General features: G+C 64.0%; 14 protein-coding genes and 1 tRNA gene. 3 read left to right on the top strand and 12 right to left on the bottom strand.

Annotated features, from left to right (window positions below; translation table 11 throughout):
* Window positions 1-409: 409 nt before the first annotated feature.
* The 10 genes from CRO07_RS15640 to CRO07_RS15685 form a co-directional block, all read right to left on the bottom strand.
* On the bottom strand, window positions 410-2,707 hold the full coding sequence (locus tag CRO07_RS15640) for an AAA family ATPase (RefSeq protein WP_204840031.1): 2,298 nt from the start codon (window positions 2,705-2,707) through the stop codon (window positions 410-412).
* Window positions 2,704-3,471: a hypothetical protein gene (locus CRO07_RS15645; protein WP_097031597.1), complete on the bottom strand. Its 768-nt coding sequence runs from the start codon at window positions 3,469-3,471 to the stop codon at window positions 2,704-2,706. The genes CRO07_RS15640 and CRO07_RS15645 overlap by 4 nt, the downstream gene beginning before the upstream one ends.
* Window positions 3,471-3,671 carry a DUF6511 domain-containing protein gene (locus CRO07_RS15650; RefSeq protein ID WP_097031598.1) on the bottom strand — a complete coding sequence of 67 codons (201 nt, stop codon included), beginning with the start codon at window positions 3,669-3,671 and terminating at the stop codon, window positions 3,471-3,473. Before CRO07_RS15650 ends, CRO07_RS15645 begins: the two co-directional genes overlap by 1 nt.
* Window positions 3,672-3,871: 200 nt before the next feature.
* A complete protein-coding gene (locus CRO07_RS15655) occupies window positions 3,872-5,563 on the bottom strand; it encodes a DEAD/DEAH box helicase (RefSeq protein ID WP_097031599.1) in 1,692 nt (563 codons plus the stop codon).
* A gap of 11 nt (window positions 5,564-5,574) precedes the next feature.
* Window positions 5,575-6,174 (bottom strand): hypothetical protein, encoded by a 600-nt coding sequence (locus tag CRO07_RS15660; RefSeq protein ID WP_097031600.1) that lies wholly within the window; start codon window positions 6,172-6,174, stop codon window positions 5,575-5,577.
* Window positions 6,175-6,194: 20 nt separating this feature from the next.
* Window positions 6,195-7,064, bottom strand: coding sequence for an ATP-binding protein (locus tag CRO07_RS15665; protein ID WP_097031601.1), 870 nt, complete (start codon window positions 7,062-7,064; stop codon window positions 6,195-6,197).
* The gene (locus CRO07_RS15670; protein WP_097031602.1) at window positions 7,061-7,549 is read right to left on the bottom strand and encodes a hypothetical protein; all 489 of its coding nucleotides are present in this window, start codon (window positions 7,547-7,549) and stop codon (window positions 7,061-7,063) included. The genes CRO07_RS15665 and CRO07_RS15670 overlap by 4 nt, the downstream gene beginning before the upstream one ends.
* A 27-nt stretch (window positions 7,550-7,576) precedes the next feature.
* Window positions 7,577-7,939 (bottom strand): hypothetical protein, encoded by a 363-nt coding sequence (locus tag CRO07_RS15675; protein ID WP_097031610.1) that lies wholly within the window; start codon window positions 7,937-7,939, stop codon window positions 7,577-7,579.
* Window positions 7,939-8,142 carry a helix-turn-helix transcriptional regulator gene (locus CRO07_RS15680; protein ID WP_071166986.1) on the bottom strand — a complete coding sequence of 68 codons (204 nt, stop codon included), beginning with the start codon at window positions 8,140-8,142 and terminating at the stop codon, window positions 7,939-7,941. Before CRO07_RS15680 ends, CRO07_RS15675 begins: the two co-directional genes overlap by 1 nt.
* Before the next feature lie 202 nt (window positions 8,143-8,344).
* Window positions 8,345-9,028, bottom strand: a complete 684-nt coding sequence (locus CRO07_RS15685) for a hypothetical protein (RefSeq protein ID WP_176504597.1) — start codon at window positions 9,026-9,028, stop codon at window positions 8,345-8,347.
* Between the two features lie 108 nt (window positions 9,029-9,136).
* Here CRO07_RS15685 and CRO07_RS15690 point away from each other — a divergent pair, with 108 nt between their 5' ends.
* The 3 genes from CRO07_RS15690 to CRO07_RS15700 all read left to right on the top strand — a co-directional run bounded on the left by CRO07_RS15690 (window position 9,137) and on the right by CRO07_RS15700 (window position 13,559).
* Window positions 9,137-9,814, top strand: coding sequence for a LexA family transcriptional regulator (locus tag CRO07_RS15690; RefSeq protein ID WP_097031604.1), 678 nt, complete (start codon window positions 9,137-9,139; stop codon window positions 9,812-9,814).
* Window positions 9,815-10,242: 428 nt separating this feature from the next.
* Window positions 10,243-12,111, top strand: a complete 1,869-nt coding sequence (locus tag CRO07_RS15695) for an SIR2 family protein (RefSeq protein ID WP_204840032.1) — start codon at window positions 10,243-10,245, stop codon at window positions 12,109-12,111.
* Window positions 12,111-13,559: an argonaute/piwi family protein gene (locus tag CRO07_RS15700; RefSeq protein ID WP_097031605.1), complete on the top strand. Its 1,449-nt coding sequence runs from the start codon at window positions 12,111-12,113 to the stop codon at window positions 13,557-13,559. The genes CRO07_RS15695 and CRO07_RS15700 overlap by 1 nt, the downstream gene beginning before the upstream one ends.
* A gap of 96 nt (window positions 13,560-13,655) precedes the next feature.
* On the opposite strand, the gene CRO07_RS15705 is transcribed toward CRO07_RS15700, so the two are convergent.
* Window positions 13,656-14,845, bottom strand: a protein-coding gene (locus tag CRO07_RS15705) for an IS3 family transposase (protein WP_097031606.1) whose coding sequence is annotated in 2 segments (ribosomal slippage) — window positions 13,656-14,587 and window positions 14,587-14,845 — 1,191 coding nt in all. Because the reading frame shifts where the segments join, the coding sequence is not laid out codon by codon here.
* A gap of 156 nt (window positions 14,846-15,001) precedes the next feature.
* Window positions 15,002-15,078 (bottom strand) — tRNA-Met (locus CRO07_RS15710).
* Window positions 15,079-15,126: the final 48 nt, after the last annotated feature.

Genomic DNA, 15,126 nt, shown 5'->3' on the forward strand with positions numbered 1-15,126 from the left:
TTGAAGGTGACGGTGGATTTGGAACTCGGCGTGAACGGACCCACGACAGGCCTCGCGCGCGAAACCCCTGGGGGTGGGCGAGGGAGAACCCGCCTGCGGCGTTCTCCCCCACCCCCGTAGGGGGTGGTTTCACCCCCGAAACTTGGAACACCGATCAAGACACTGACAGGAAACGGGAATTCCAGTTTCGGGAGGTGGGTTTCGGTCGATCCTGCCGAAACTGATTGCAGCGTAGCGATTGCGCCATCCGCGCAATCCTGCAGGGGCAGTTTCGGAAGCGGGCCGAAACTGGTCACAACTGGACCCTGCGTGGTCCTGCGTGTGAATGGCGAGGCAGTCTCGGCAGCGGGGCCCATCTGGTTCAAACTGGTCCCTGCGCATTGCCGCGCAAAGCAGGTATCGGGGGCAATCATTGCCGTTCCCCCTCCGGATAGACCCAGACATGCGGGTTTTCGACCTCGAGAAGCGCGCCGGTCTGGGGCGATTTGTAATGGGTTGGCAGCACTGAAACGCGAGCGGGGCTGACTTCGCCGGTCTCCGGATCGACCTCCTCGCCGCCCATGGGCATGACCATCCCCTCGACGCAGAGGTAGCCGAAGCGCGAGCGTGAGGGCCCAAGGCCATAGGGCGCCGCGTTGCGGACAAACTTGACGGCGCCCTTGGTGGCCTGCACTGCGATCCGGTCCCGGATGGCATCCTTGCCGCCCAGACCGCCCTTGTTTTCGAAGACCTCTGCAAACTGGTTGGCGGTGTAGAGCCGCCCCTCGGCCGCCTCCTCGAGCAAAATGGAGAGGATTACCTCCTGCTTGCGAACGCGCTCGGCGTCGTATTTCGCGCCAACCTCGGCGCGGACCAGACGCTCGTTCATCGGGTTGATCTCGACCCACTGGCCGCCAACCTTGTCGATCAGCTTCGAGGGCAGCGCAGGGCCATTCCTGAGCTCGATTTCGAGCTTGCGCTCTGGCGCGTCCTCGTCCGGCCGGTGCAGGATCAGGCCGGTGCTGTAGAAGCCCCTGAGCGCGCTGGCCCCCGACAGGGCGAGGAACGGATCATCCTTCAGCTGCTGCTTCGCCAGTTTTCGCGTGTGATGGACCAGTATCACCCCGCAGGCGGGGTTGATGTAATCCCGCAGCACCTCGACCCGGTCCTTGAGGAAGAACATCATGGCGGTATTGTCGTTTTCGCCGCCGCCATCCGGGCCACCATCGAAGAGGTTGCGGATCGGGTCGATACAGATGATGTCCGGTCCCGCATCCGGAAACGCCGCCTGGATGGCGCGCGCCACCCGAATGCTGCCCTCGGCATCGAGCAGCAGCTTCAGCTTGGGCGTTGCCACGAAGGTGTCGCGCGCGGCGGCCAGAACCTTGGCAGGCAGCGAGATCTGCCCCAGCCGCTCGCGCAGGTAGTGATACTGGATCTCCGCCTGAAGGTAGAACACGCGCAGCGGGCGCGGCGGGGTGAAGCCCAGGAAGGGCTGACCGGCGGCCATGTGCACGAGCCAGCTGATCGTCAGATCGCTCTTGCCGACCTTCGGCGCACCGCCCAGCACCAGCAAGCCACCCGGCGTCAGCACGCGGGGCGCGATGATGTCCTCGGGCATCGGGCTGGTATCGTCCAGCAGCGCGCCGAGTGTGAAGGTGGGCATTTCGCAGGGCGCCGGGGCTGCGCTATCGAGGCGGACCAGCGGCGGCCCGTTCTTCTGGACATGCAGATCCCAGAGCCGCTCGGACTCGCGCTGAAGGCGCTCGATCGGCCAGGAGGGCCGCAACATGGCGGCGTTGTAGCCGCAGATCGCCTGCCAGCCCTCGTCCTTCGACAGCCGGCCTTCATGGACCATGCGCACGAAATGGCCGATCGCGGCCGATGCCCCCTCAAAACGGGACCAGTCGTCCTGCCCGCCCTCGCGCACTGGGGTCACCAAGACATCGTCGAGGCGGGGCTTGTCCGGGGTGACACTGCCGCTGGCGACCATCCCGGCCCCCGGCAAGGGCGGCATTTCGGACACGCGCTCTGCGAACTCGTCGAGATCGACCTCGACGGAGTGGTGCTCGCGGATTTGCACCAAGCGCTGGTTGCCATGCTTGTGATAGACGGTGCCTGCCACCCTGATCGGCTGATGCGCAGACCGAAAATGCGTGTCGCCGCCGACCTTCAGGGCAATCTCGCCCCGCAGACGACAAAGACTGGCCAGCGCCGCCCCCTCGGCAGGTTCGGTCATCTTCCACCAGACATGGAGCTTGGCTGCACCTTCGGGCGTCCGCCCGCCGCTCTCGATGATCAGGGTGGGTTGACCCAAATGGCGCAGCAGATGGGCGAGCTTGGCGGGGATGTCACCCGCGTCGAGATCGACGACCAGAGCCTGCATTTGCAGGACTTCGGTGGCTTTGGCCTGGCCTGGCCCGGCGACCGTGCCGGGGATCACATAGACGGCGGCCCCTTCGCGCCAGGCCCAGTTGGCGAAGGTGGCGAGCTTGCCTGGCGCTGTGGCATCAGCGTCCATCCAGACGTTGTGCGGCCGGCCCTCCTTGCCCTGCCCCATGTCGACGAAGCCCCGGACCGGGATCTGGCCTTCGCACCAGCCGAACACGACATCGAGGAACGTCGCGATCTGGACCGGGTCGGGCTCAACGCCAAACGGATCTTCGGCCGCCGGGGCGTCGTTGAAATCCTGCCATGGGCTGAAGTGGATGATCTTGTCGTCACTCATCCGGGCAGCCCCCAGCAACGCGCGGCCCATGGGCAGAAGCGGCATTCGAAGAAGTCACGATTGGTGGCGATCCGAGGCAACAGCTCGCCCGCATCGGTCGCCTGCAGGATCCGGACGCCCCGGTCCGACATGCGCTGCGCGAGCCCTGCATCGAAGGGCACAAGCTCGTGGTGCAGTTCGGCGGTGTCCTTGTTGATCGCCGTGAACAGCGCCGGATGGGCCGATATGCCGGGGACCGTCCCTTCCATGTAGGCCTGGTAGAGCGCGATCTGCGCGGCATAGACGGGCTTCGCGACAGCAACCCCGTCCTTGACGCAGGCCCGCCAGTTCTTCGCGTTCATTGTCTTGCATTCCCAGAGCGCGGGAGTGCCGATGCCCAGCGGCGCAGGTGCCGCGGCGATGATCCCGTCGACGTGGCCCCGGATGCGCCCGCTCGCGACGGAAAAGCCGAACTGCTCGCCATCAGGGCGGTTGCCCTTGCGGGTGTAGAGGTCGAGCTCGGCCGCGCGCAGCCAGCGGATGGCCAGATCCTCGAGCTGGTGGCCGATCTCGAAGATCCGCAGCGTCTGGCCGCCGAAATCCGCGCCCTCATCCTTGGGCGCGCCCGCGAATTCGAACTGCAGCGCGCGCTCGCAGGCATGGCCCAGCCGGGATGCGCCGAGATAGGTCCGGGGTGGCGTGGCCTCGCGCTCGGCGATCAACGCGGCATCGATGGCAGCGTTGACGCGCTCAGCAATGCCGGGGCGGTGATTGTAGTCCAGCATCAGAACGGCACCTCCGCCGTGGCGGCGATGCGCGACATCTCGGCGCCGTAGCCCTCCAGCACTTCCTCGATCAGAGCGGTGACCTCGGCCGCCGTGAGATCGCGAAGCCGCTTGTCCCAGCCGATCTGGTCCATCGTCTGGCCCAGACGCTTCATCACCAGCGCGATGGCCTCGCGCTCTTCGTCGGTCATTCCCTGCATGGTCAGTCCTTTGCGATGGCGGGCCGCGAACCATGCCTGGCAGGGCATCGAGCAGAACCAGCGATGCTTGCGGGGGCGTGGTTTGGCGGGATTGAAGAAGCCGAAGCCTTGCGCGGGACGCAGGCAGACGGCGCAAGGTTGCAGGCGCGGGTGCCAGTGGCGGGCCAGTTCGCGAGGGGGTGCACTATGCGCAGCATGATTCACGCCGCCACCCCGATGCCGGGGCTGGCGCGGCCGACAAGCTGGCGGATTTCGCGCTTGTTGAAGCCGAAGGTCATCAGCGCCGAGGCGCGATAGCGGGTCAGGCCATAGTCCTGACGGAACTCGGGCGGCAGGTATTGCAGCTGCTTTTCGGTGGCGGCCTGCTTCAGCCAGCCCTTCGATTTGAAGGCGCTCTCGTCGGTCTCGTATTCGTTCAGCCAGTCATCGGCCTGCGCGAGGCAGACCGTCCGCTCGCCCACGCCCAGAAGCCGGGGCGCGCGGCCCTTCGCGCCACCAACAGCGTGCCAGCGGCCCTCGAGGAAGAAGATCCCGCCCCAGGCATTGAAGCCGTTGGCCATCAACGCGGCGTCATCGCCGAAGAGATCGACCCATGCGAAACTTGACCGCTTAAGAAGGTCGATCTCGGACATGATGAAACCCGAGAGCGGGACGGCATCCTGGCCTTCACCCGGCTCCTCGACGTCGCGGGCGAACACCTCGCCGCAGAGCGGGCATTCCATGGCGGCAAGTGGGATTTCCGCCTCGCAGGCCGGGCAGGTCTTCGTCGGCGCTTCACCTGTCTCGGTTTTGCCGTCCAGATCGACATCCTGTTCCAGCGTGCCGTGGATCAGGCTCGATGTCCCGAAATCCAGCACGATGCAGTCAGTCTTCACGACACCGGGGTGTTCCTCGGGATCCACTGTGCGCAGGCCACGCCCAACCATCTGGATCATGGTCGATTTGTAGGAACTCGGCCGCAGCAGCACGACGCAGGAGGTGGGCGGATGGTCCCAGCCCTCGGTCAGCACCGCCACGTTGACGATGACGCGGATTTCGCCCGAGGCATAAGCTGCAAGGATCCGGCGGCGCGTACCAGCATCGAGATCACCATGGATGACAGCCGCCGAAACACCTGCGCCGTTGAAGGCGGCGGCGACGTTTTCGGCATGGGCGACGGTGGAACAGAAGACTACGGTCGGCCGCTCGCTCGCCTTTTCCTGCCAGTGCCTGACGACCTCATCCGTCACCGGCGCGCGGTTCATGATCTGCGCAACCTCGGTCATGTCGTAATCGGCAGCGCTCTTGCGCACGGCGCGCAGCTGCTCCTGCACGCCCACGTCGATGACGAAGGTGCGGGGTGGGACAAGGTGACCGGAAGCGATCAGTTCACTCAGCCGCACCTGGTCGCCCACATTGTCGAAGATCTCGCGTAGCCCTTTGCGGTCGCCCCGGTTGGGCGTGGCCGTGACGCCGAAGATCCGGCAGTCGGGGTTCGTGCCCCGGATATGATCGATGATCCGGCGATAACTGTCGGCGACCGCATGATGCGCCTCGTCGATGACCAGGAGGTCGAGCGCGGGCATCGCCGCCAGATTGGCCGGCCGCGACAGCGTCGGCACCATTGCGAAAGTCGCCCGCCCTGCCCAGCTCTTGGCCTCGGCATCGACGACGGAGGTGGTGATGTCAGGCGCAACCCGGCCGAACTTCGCCCGGTTCTGCGCGGTCAGCTCATCGCGATGGGCCAGGATGCAGGCCTTGGCATCACCGCCCTCGAGGGACTTCGCGACAACCGCCGACAGGGCGATGGTCTTGCCGAAGCCGGTCGAGGCGATGCTGAGGGTGTTGCCGTGATCGCAGAGCGCAGCGAGGCTGCGCTCCACAAACAGGCTCTGACGGGGGCGAAGTCGCATGGGTCAGGCCCTCACTGCGCCCAGGAGGGGCGACCCGGCACCGGCGATGCAGGTTGCTGCTGGACCGGCGGCGGGGGCGCGGGTTGCGCGGGCGGGTGGTAGCCGGGCTGCGCGGCGAGCCCCATGTACTGGGCATAGTCGCGATGGTCCGGCGTCACGGCGCTGCGGATTTCGTTCTTGTCATCACCGGTGGCATCGGTGCCGACATCGATCCGGGCCAGGAACTCGATCCCGTCCAGATCCCCAAGGCCGTTGATCCGCCGCGCCGCCTGCGCTTGCGGGGACTGGTCCTTGTCGGAAATCCCGCGCGCCGAGTTCAGCATGCCGCGGATCATGCTGCGGCCCATGTTCGCCCAATCCGGTCCCTTCGGGCTGTAAAGCCCGATCAGGGTGAAGATCTTGCGCCGGGCATACTGGCCCTCGGTGACGGTGAACTCGCCGTTGAGGTACACCGCACCGGTCGAGCCGCGGGTGGCATAGCCCCCGGTCCAGCCCTGCGAAGCGTCGTCGAAACCGCCGGGGCGGATCGTCAGGCGCACCTTGGCCAGCGTACCCTTGGGGATGAGGTTGGTGTTGGACTGGGCGTCGTTGAAGTCGTTCCAGGAACCCATGGGGGTGTCTCCTTTGCGGATCAGGATTGCGGATGGGGGTGATCGGCCCCGCCCTCAGCGGGCGGCGTGAAGGTCAGGCGCCTTGGCGCGGGCGTGCCGGGGGCGCGGATCTTCTCCATCAGGCGGCCGAGATGCGGTTCTTCCACGGGGCCGAGGCGACCGGAACGATCCTTGGCCGGAAAGCCCCAGGGGTTGATGGTGTGGCAGACGAAGGCGCGGTAGGGATCACCACCATCGGCCTTCAACTCGGCCATGGTGATCACCTCGTCGACGATGCCCGGCAGCTCGAGCCCGGTCTTCGATCCGTCGATCTGCGGCTGGAAGACGCGCCGGTTGAAGTCGTCGAACTTCTCGTCGAGGATCCCCACAAACCAGACGTTGCGCCCCCGGGTGTGCTGGAGGTGGGTCAGCCAGGCGATCATCTCGCGCCCGTGCAACCCGTAGGCCCCGCGCACATCCGGCTTGCCGGTCTTCTCCGACACCGCCTCGGGCTGGCCCTTGCACCATTGGAAGCAGAGCCGCCCCGCCACGGTGATCGAGTCGACAAAAATTGTGTCGTAGCGGTCGAGGGCAGTCGGGTCCCCGAACTTCTGGCACACGGCCGCGTGGTGCGCCGGGCTGTAGGGTTGTTCGTCGCGCAGGCTGGGATTTGCGCCGCCGATGAACACCGCGAAATCCCGGCATTCCGCCCATGTGCGCGGTCGGATGCTGTCGCCCGGCCAGCCCTCGATGGCCAGATCGCCCGCCTCGAGGTCGATGAACAACGTGCGGGCCGGGTCGAGCGTCCACAGCAGGCTGGTCTTGCCGATGCCGGACTTGCCGAAGATGCAGCCCTTGATGCCGCGCGGCTCGGCCAGCCGCTGATCGGCGGTGATGATGGGCAGGCTCACGCGCGATCCTCCTGCGGCAAGAGGTCGATTTTCAGCGTGCCGGTCTTGACGGTGCGGGCGGGCTCGAAGCCCTGGCGGATCGCCTCGGGCCAGGCGACATAGGCACGCTCGGGCACCTTGAAGCTGATCTCGACGTATTCGGCCGGATCCTCGCCTGCAGCGCGGATGCGCTCGACCATCGCCGCGAGCTTGGCCTGGTCCCATTCGACACGCTTCGGCAGGTCGGCGACCACGGTGAAATCGCCATCGACAATGCGCACGGTACCAGTGTCCTTGCCGCAAGCTCGGCGAGCCTCGGCGGCGCGGGCGGCATAGCGGACCTCGAGCGCGGTGGAAAAGCGCGCGGTGACGGCCTTCATCTGCTTGGCCGTGGCGTCGATCTCGCGCTGCAGGGCGGCCAGAAGCTCGACGGGCAACTGGGCGATCTCGCCAGCGGGCAGGTTGATCAGCTGATCGATGCTGGGGGTGTTCTGCGGGAACGTCATGAGGGGTCTCCGTGATGGGGAATAGGGTCAGGCGGCCTCGAGCAGGCGCATGGAAAAGGCAGGACCGGCCTGGCGGGGTCTGGCCCGGGCGACGGCGATGTAGGCGAACTGGTCGGGGCCGATCCGGGCCTGCACGAGGTGGACAAGCCCATGCTCGGCGGCACGCAGCGCGGCCGATGCCACGAGGCGCAGGGTGCGCTGCTGTTCAGCAGGCAGCTTCGAGATGACGGAGGTCGCGTCGACCGCGAGAAAGCCGCGATGGTAGACCAATGTCTCGCCGGGAGCGGCCTGCGCGATCCAGGCTGAAAGCCCGACCTCGTCGAGCGCTGGTCCGGCCGCGCCGAAGATCGACACGACGCCTGTGGCGCGGAGGATGGAATGCCGGGCCATCATGCCGCGCCCCGATCTGCGGTGCTTCGCCGCTGGCGGGCCTGCTCATAGGCCAGCACATCCTCGAGCCGGTAGACCACCCGGCCGCCGATCTTCAGGAAGGCCGGGCCCTCGCCGGTCCAGCGCCAGCGTTCAAGGGTGCGCGCCGAAATGCTCCAGCGTGCTGCAAGTTCGGTCTGGTTCAGGCAGGTTCTGGTCTGCATCGTCCTCTCCCGGTGTGTCGTTGGGAGGAAGATGCACGGCGCGACGCGGGGATGTCGTCGGGATCAGAGTGGGATACGGAGGGGGATCAGCCAGACCATTTCAATCATGGGGTGAAACGTATGACGGTGGGATCGCCATCCCCCTCCATCCCCCGGTGCATCCCACAGCGGGAAGCAAACAGGGACGCGCGGAGGGTCCAACTCAGAGGCCAGCAAGGCGATAGGCCCCACGGCCGTTCGACTCGATGAGCAGCGGCCAGTCCTTCTTGGACTTGAAGACGTCGGCCATCTTGAGGCTGCGCGACCCCGCCTGCGAAAGCACTGCCTTGCCGCTCTGCCACGGATCGCCCTGCTTGGCCGCCGCATGCAGGATCCGCACGACCTGTGCCTGGATCGGACCCAGCCGGAACTCCCGGCCATGGCAGCGGACGCTCTGATAGTCGGCAGAGGCGTGAAACTCGCCCGCTGTCTTCATGCCCGAGGCACCGCCGAAGCCTGTCGCCGCCTCGAAACGGTCGCGTTCTTCGCGCCTTAGCATCAAATCTGGCTTGCGGATCGTCAGGCTCTCGCGTGAGCCGTAGAAACAGGCATAGTCCGCCTTTGCGGTCCGGAAGCGGGTGACGCTGACCTCACCCTTGCGAAAGAGCTGGAAGACGTCCTGGACGTGCAGGTCCAGCAGCCCATTGAACAAGGACCGCTCCGTGGGGATCGAGAAGCAGCGGCCATCGCCGGTTTCCTCGTAGTCGCCAAACTCGATGGGCAGGTTCAGGATGCGGACCGACAGCCGCAGCTGGTCGTTCTCGGCCAGATAGACCAGATCGACCTCGGGCATCGACCACCGGGCGAGGACTTCCGGCAAGGTGAAATACGCCTTCTCGATCTCCATCCGGGTCCCCGATTCCAATGCAATCTGTTTGGCTTTTGTTCTAGCCGCTTGACGATCCAAATTCAATCCTGTCATATCCCACCCTATCCACAGCCCCTTGGGGAAAAGATGACCGAACATCACACCCTAGCCGACCGTCTGCGGGCCCGCTCGGACCAGCTTGGCCTGGCACCGGCCCACGTCGCCGAGATGGCCGGGGTCAACCGCTCCTTCGTCTATGACATCCTGCGCGGACGTTCCTCGCGCCCCAGCATCGACCGGCTGGCCGATGTAGCCCGCGTACTGAAGGTGGACCGCGAGTGGCTGATCCACGGCATCGGCGAGATCGAGGGCCCCTCCCCCTTCACCGAGACCCCCGAAGATACCTTCGTGGCGATCACGCATGCCACGCCCCGCCCCGCCATGGGCGGCGGCGCAGTGGTTACCGAGGATGGCGACACGCCCGGCCGCGCCTATCACTTCCGCCAGTCGTGGATCCGCCACAAGCTGAAGGCCAGCCCGTCACAGCTCCGGATCATGCATGTCGAAGGCGACAGCATGGTCCCCACGCTGCAGGACGGCGATGCCGTGCTGGTCGACATGACGCGCCAGTTCCCCAGCCCGCCTGGCATCTTCGTCCTCGACGACGGTATGGGCCTGGTCGCCAAGCGCCTCGAGCACATCCCCAACAGCGACCCGCCAGCCGTGCGGGTGATCTCGGACAACTCGCTCTACCCCGCCTACGAGCGCACGGCCGACGAGATCCGCATCATCGGCCGCATCCGCTGGTTCGCGCGGGAGATATGAGGATGGGTGGTGCCGTTCCCGCCCGGCTCCAGAAACGAAAAAGCGCCCGCGAGATCTCTCTCCGGGCGCACCTCTGCGATGATTTGAATCTGCGTCAAGGGGGGCAGGTTTGTCAACGTGGATTTGTGTTTCCGGACAAGGACGTGTGCAAAAAATCACCTTGTCGAACGGCACTACTGATCATCCAACTCACCATTGACCGCGACAAGACCCCGATGGAATTGGCGCCATGCTCCGCACGCCGCACAACCCATCGCCTTTTCAAAAACCAAGACGATCGTCGTGGTGACAACTCCTCGCAGCGTCACGAAGCACTCGATAATTGCGGCTAGACCATCGTCGCATCAAGAAGTTACGCTACCACTTCAAGCAGTAGCGCCCATCTAAACTCTCGCTGAAGGAAAAGTGCCATCAGTTCCGTTCCGATCATGACCGCGGCCCAGTTCGCGACTGCTTTCGCTCTTCGGCCAAACCTGGTGTCATGGTTCCTGGGCGCTGGCGCATCGGCCGCCTCGGGGATTCCGACCGGCTATGCAATGATCCGAGATTTCAAAGCAAAGATCTTCTGCCGCGAGACGAACCTATCAAGCCGGGAGATCGACACAGCAGATCCTATCTGGATCGAACGGATCGATGCCTTCTTCCGACAGACATCGCTGCTGCCACCAGATGGCGACCCGACCGAATATGCCGCAGCCTTCGAGGCGGTCTATCCGCAGCCCCGGCATCGCCGACAGTATATCGATGATGCAATCTCCAAGGGCACGCCATGCTTCGGCCACAAGGTGCTCGGAAGCCTGATGGCGGCAGGCAAGGTCAATTGCGTCTTCACGACGAACTTCGACCCGCTTGGGGAGGACTCGGCTCTCGCGGCAAACGCGATCCTGCCCATCGGAGACCAGAGGCGACCGACCGTGGCAGCGATCGACTCCGCCGATCGTGCGATGCGCTGCCTGGATGAATCCGACTGGCCACTGATCGCAAAGCTCCACGGCGACTATCAGTCGATTGCGATCAAGAATACGGGATCGGAGCTTGAGCAGCAGGACGCACGGATGCGCCATGTTCTAGTCGAGGCAGCCAAGCGTTTCGGAATGCTGTTCGTGGGCTATAGTGGACGGGACGCTTCGATCCTGGAGGCATTGAACACGGCCCTAGCCGCCCCGTCTCCGTTTCCGAACGGTCTTTATTGGGTTGCTTCTTCAGCCTCGCGCCTGTTGCCGGCGGTCGCCGAATTCCTCAGCAAGGCTCATGCAGCCGGTGTCGACGTGGCGGTGATCGAATGTGCGACGTTCGATGAACTGGCCGCCGAGATCATCAAGACGACAGAACTGCCCCAGGTACTCTATGATCGCGTGATGGAGGGACGGCTAACACCACGCTTAGTGCCTGTCCAGCTGCCGACGGCAGAGGCCCGGCCATTTCCTGTTCTGCGCTATTCCGCCTTGCTGATTGAAGCGATGCCGCGGGCCGCACGGCGCATCCGGTTGGATCGGGCGGCAACATCCCCCGAAGTTCGCGAGATGCTTAAGGAGAAGAATTGCCGGGCAGCAATCGCGACAGTTGGCCGCGAGTTGGCGGCGTTTGGCCGGGATCAGGAGATCCTGGATGCGTTGGTCTCATTTGGCGCTTCCTCCGCCGGTACGATCGACCTCGATCCGGTCGCACACAGTTGGGCAATGGGCCTGCTCTACGACGTGCTCGTCAGATCTCTCGCCCGACAGCGCCCGCTCATTCCACGCTATAGACACTCAGGCCATTCGCTTGTTGTCGCCAACCCGCGTGACGGGGATGATCCTGAGCGGACGCGTCGGCAGAAGCAGACCTTGTCTAGGCTTCGCGATGCTTATGGCACCGAACTCACAGGAGTGGTGCCCAAGCTTGGCTTTCCATTTCAAGAGGGAATCCATCTGAAGCTGGAACGGGTCGACAGCCGATGGTGGTGCGGCTTCGAGCCCTACACCTTCGTCCAGCTACCAAAGCGCGATATCCCAGCGGAGGTTGCTGCCGGGGATTCGGCCGCCGATCAACAGCACGATCCGATGGGTATGCACTCCGAGCGTGGGGCTGACCCTGCAGGTGACTGGCGTCGCGAACGCTGGGCGCAGCGCTACAACAAGAACTGGGCCCAGATCATTGGGGCCTGGGCTCAGCTTTTGACCGAAACGGGGGGCACCACGCGGCATGCCTTCGGACTTGAAGAAGGCACCGGGATGGATGCTGTGTTCAAAGTAGCACCAGTCACGGGCTATAGCCGCCCGGGACATCATCATACCTACTTCGACAGGAGCAGGTGATGGCGAATCCAGCCCTGACTAAGCTGCCGCCGTTCACCCTTTTGGACGAGCCGGACCTCTCCTTCTCGCCATCTGACGTGACCCAAGTCGACGTCCATCCGTTGCGTGGGCTGCTGAATTTCGGACCGTACTCGAAGGGATCGTTTGGCAGCTATACGTCGCGTGTGCGCATCGCCACAGTCGGCCCGAAGAGCGCATTCCATCGCCGTGGTGACCTGATGCGGCTGCTGCTCGACGTGCATCGACCGTCTGACCGCTCCGAATACGTGCCAGAATACCCCGGCTTCGCACGTCTATTTCATGTTGCACTCGAGTCGGCGCCCGCTATCGCGCATGTTAAATGGCCCGAACGCCTCGACGAGTTACCAGGTAACGGCGACGCACAGCACCGCCTCTGTCTGGCGATGGAGGCGGCGCTACGCCAGCTCGACACCGTCCGCAACGAGTTCGACGTCGTCCTCGTCCACTTTCCCGACAGTTGGAACACGACGACACGCACCAAGTTCTTCGATGCGCACGATGTGCTGAAGGCGCTAGGCGCCAGATACAATATTCCGACCCAAGTTCTGAACGATCGCGTGTTCACCTTCACCCACAAGGCCTCTCTCGCATGGCGCTTGGCTACCGCATTATATGTGAAAGCGGCGGGTACGCCGTGGAAGCTGGCACCGCTTAAGGGCGTGCCGGCCGATACCGCCTATATCGGTCTGGCCTATGCGCTTCGCGGTGATCAGCGCGACGCGCATTATGTGACTTGCTGCTCGCAGGTGTTCGACATGGACGGCGGCGGCATGCAGTTCGTAGCGTTCGAGGCCCAGGATCCAGTGGCCGATGTTGCCGAAGCGCGCAGAAACCCCTTTCTCAGTCGGGACGATATGCGGGCTGTCCTTTCTCGCAGCCTGGCACTCTATCAAGGGCGCAACGCCGGCAATCTGCCCAAGCGCATGGTCATTCACAAGACGACAGCCTTCACGGACGGTGAGATCGAAGGCGCATTCGACGCGCTGGCCGGAGTTCCGGAAATTGAGTGCGTCGAGGTGAGTTCTTCATCCTGCTGGCGGGGTGTCTGGCTGATCAAGTCGGGAGTCGAAAAACCTCCTTCTCGACCTTCGGGCTTTCCTGTGCCGCGCGGGACGATGGTAGTCCGCTCGGGCAATTCTGCGCTCGTCTGGGTGGCAGGCAATGCTCCAGGAGTCTCGACTAAGGGCGATTATTATCAAGGAAAGAAGAGCATTCCCCGCCCGCTGCACCTCATCCGCCATGCCGGAAGCGGCCCACTTGAATTGACCGCGCATGAGGCGCTCGCGCTGACCAAGATGGATTGGAACAACGATGCGCTCTATGATCCAGTGCCCGTTAGTATACGCTATTCGCAACGGCTCGCGAAGACGATTGCCAATGTTCCTGACTTGCCGCGCAACGTCTATCCGTACCGCCTCTTCATGTAATCTCTGGTCTGTGCGAAGTCAGAGGGGCCTTACGTGGCTTGCACAGCCAATCGGGACTACGAAAGACTTCGTCCCCTCTGACGTTGCCCCCAACTTTCATCCAGCGTGAGCGAGACTCCGGGTCTGAGTTTTGCCCATTTGGGCGGGTTGGGCAACGGGGGCTGGCGCGGAGCTTTGCGTATTGCGCAGCGTCAGGCCCCGTTGCGGGGCGAAGGTTCGGGCAAACTCGGCTGGGGTCTGCCAGCCGAGGCGGGAGTGGGGCCGTTCGGTGTTATAGTCCGTGCGCCAGGCTGCCAGCGTTGCGCGGGCATGGTGCAGGGACGGGAACAGAGTTTCATTCAGTAACTCGTCCCGCAAGCGGCCGTTGAAGCTCTCGATAAAGGCATTCTGGGTCGGCTTTCCGGGCGCGATGTAGTGCCAGTCAAACTTGCGGTCATCCACGAACTTCAGGATCGCGTTCGACGTGAACTCTGTTCCGTTATCGCTGACCACTGTCTGCGGCTTGCCGCGGGCGTCGAACAGTGTTGCCAGCTCCCGCGCCACCCGTGCCCCCGACAGTGAGGTGTCGGCGATAAGGGCGAGGCATTCCCGCGTGCAATCATCAACCACAGTCAAAATCCTGAACCGGCGGCCATCCGTCAGCTGGTCCGAGACAAAATCCAGCGACCAACGTTGGTTCGGCATCAGCGGCAGCACCATCGGGGCCCGTGTGCCCATGGCCCGCTTGCGCCCGCCCCGGCGGCGGACATGCAACTGTTCTTCCCGGTAGATCCTGAACAGGCGCTTGTGATTGACCTCATGGCCCTCACGCCGCAAGAACACATGCAGCCGCCGATAGCCGAAACGCCTTCGGGCTTTGGCCAAGTCTTTCAGTCGCTCCCGCAGCACAGGGTCGTCTTGGCGGACCACCTCATACCGCATGGTCATCCGGCAACAGCCGATCACCCGGCACGCCCGCCGTTCGCTCATCTCGTGACTTGCCACCAGATGCGCAACCGCTTGCCGCTTCGCGGCGGGCGTCACCACTTTTTTCCAAGCAGATCCTTCAGTGCGGCATTGTCGAGCATCGCATCGGCGAGGAGCCGTTTCAGGCGCGCGTTCTCGTCCTCAAGGCCCTTCAGCCGCTTGGCCTCGCTGACGTCCATGCCGCCATACTTGGCCTTCCATTTGTAGACGGTTGCATCGCTGACGCCATGCTTGCGGCAAAGATCGGCGACGGAAACCCCAGCCTCATGCTCTTTCAGAATGCCGATGATCTGGTCTTCGGTGAACCTGCTGCGCTTCATCTCTGGTCCTTTCGGTAGGGCCAGAGTCTACCTCAAACTGGATTAGCCGGAGGGGGCAACGTCACCTCTTGCTTCCACAGTGCTTCCACGGGAGCTGGAAACACAAACGCCGCCCCGGAGGGCGGCGCTTAAGCGTTTGATAACGCGTGTTAATTTTGGTTGCGGGGGCAGGATTTGAACCTGCGGCCTTCAGGTTATGAGCCTGACGAGCTACCGGGCTGCTCCACCCCGCGTTGATTTATGTTTGGTTGTTTTGTTTTGTACGTTTTTGAGAGGTATCG

Origin of the sequence: Cereibacter ovatus, from assembly GCF_900207575.1 — a bacterium.
Classification (GTDB): Bacteria; Pseudomonadota; Alphaproteobacteria; order Rhodobacterales; family Rhodobacteraceae; genus Cereibacter_A; species Cereibacter_A ovatus.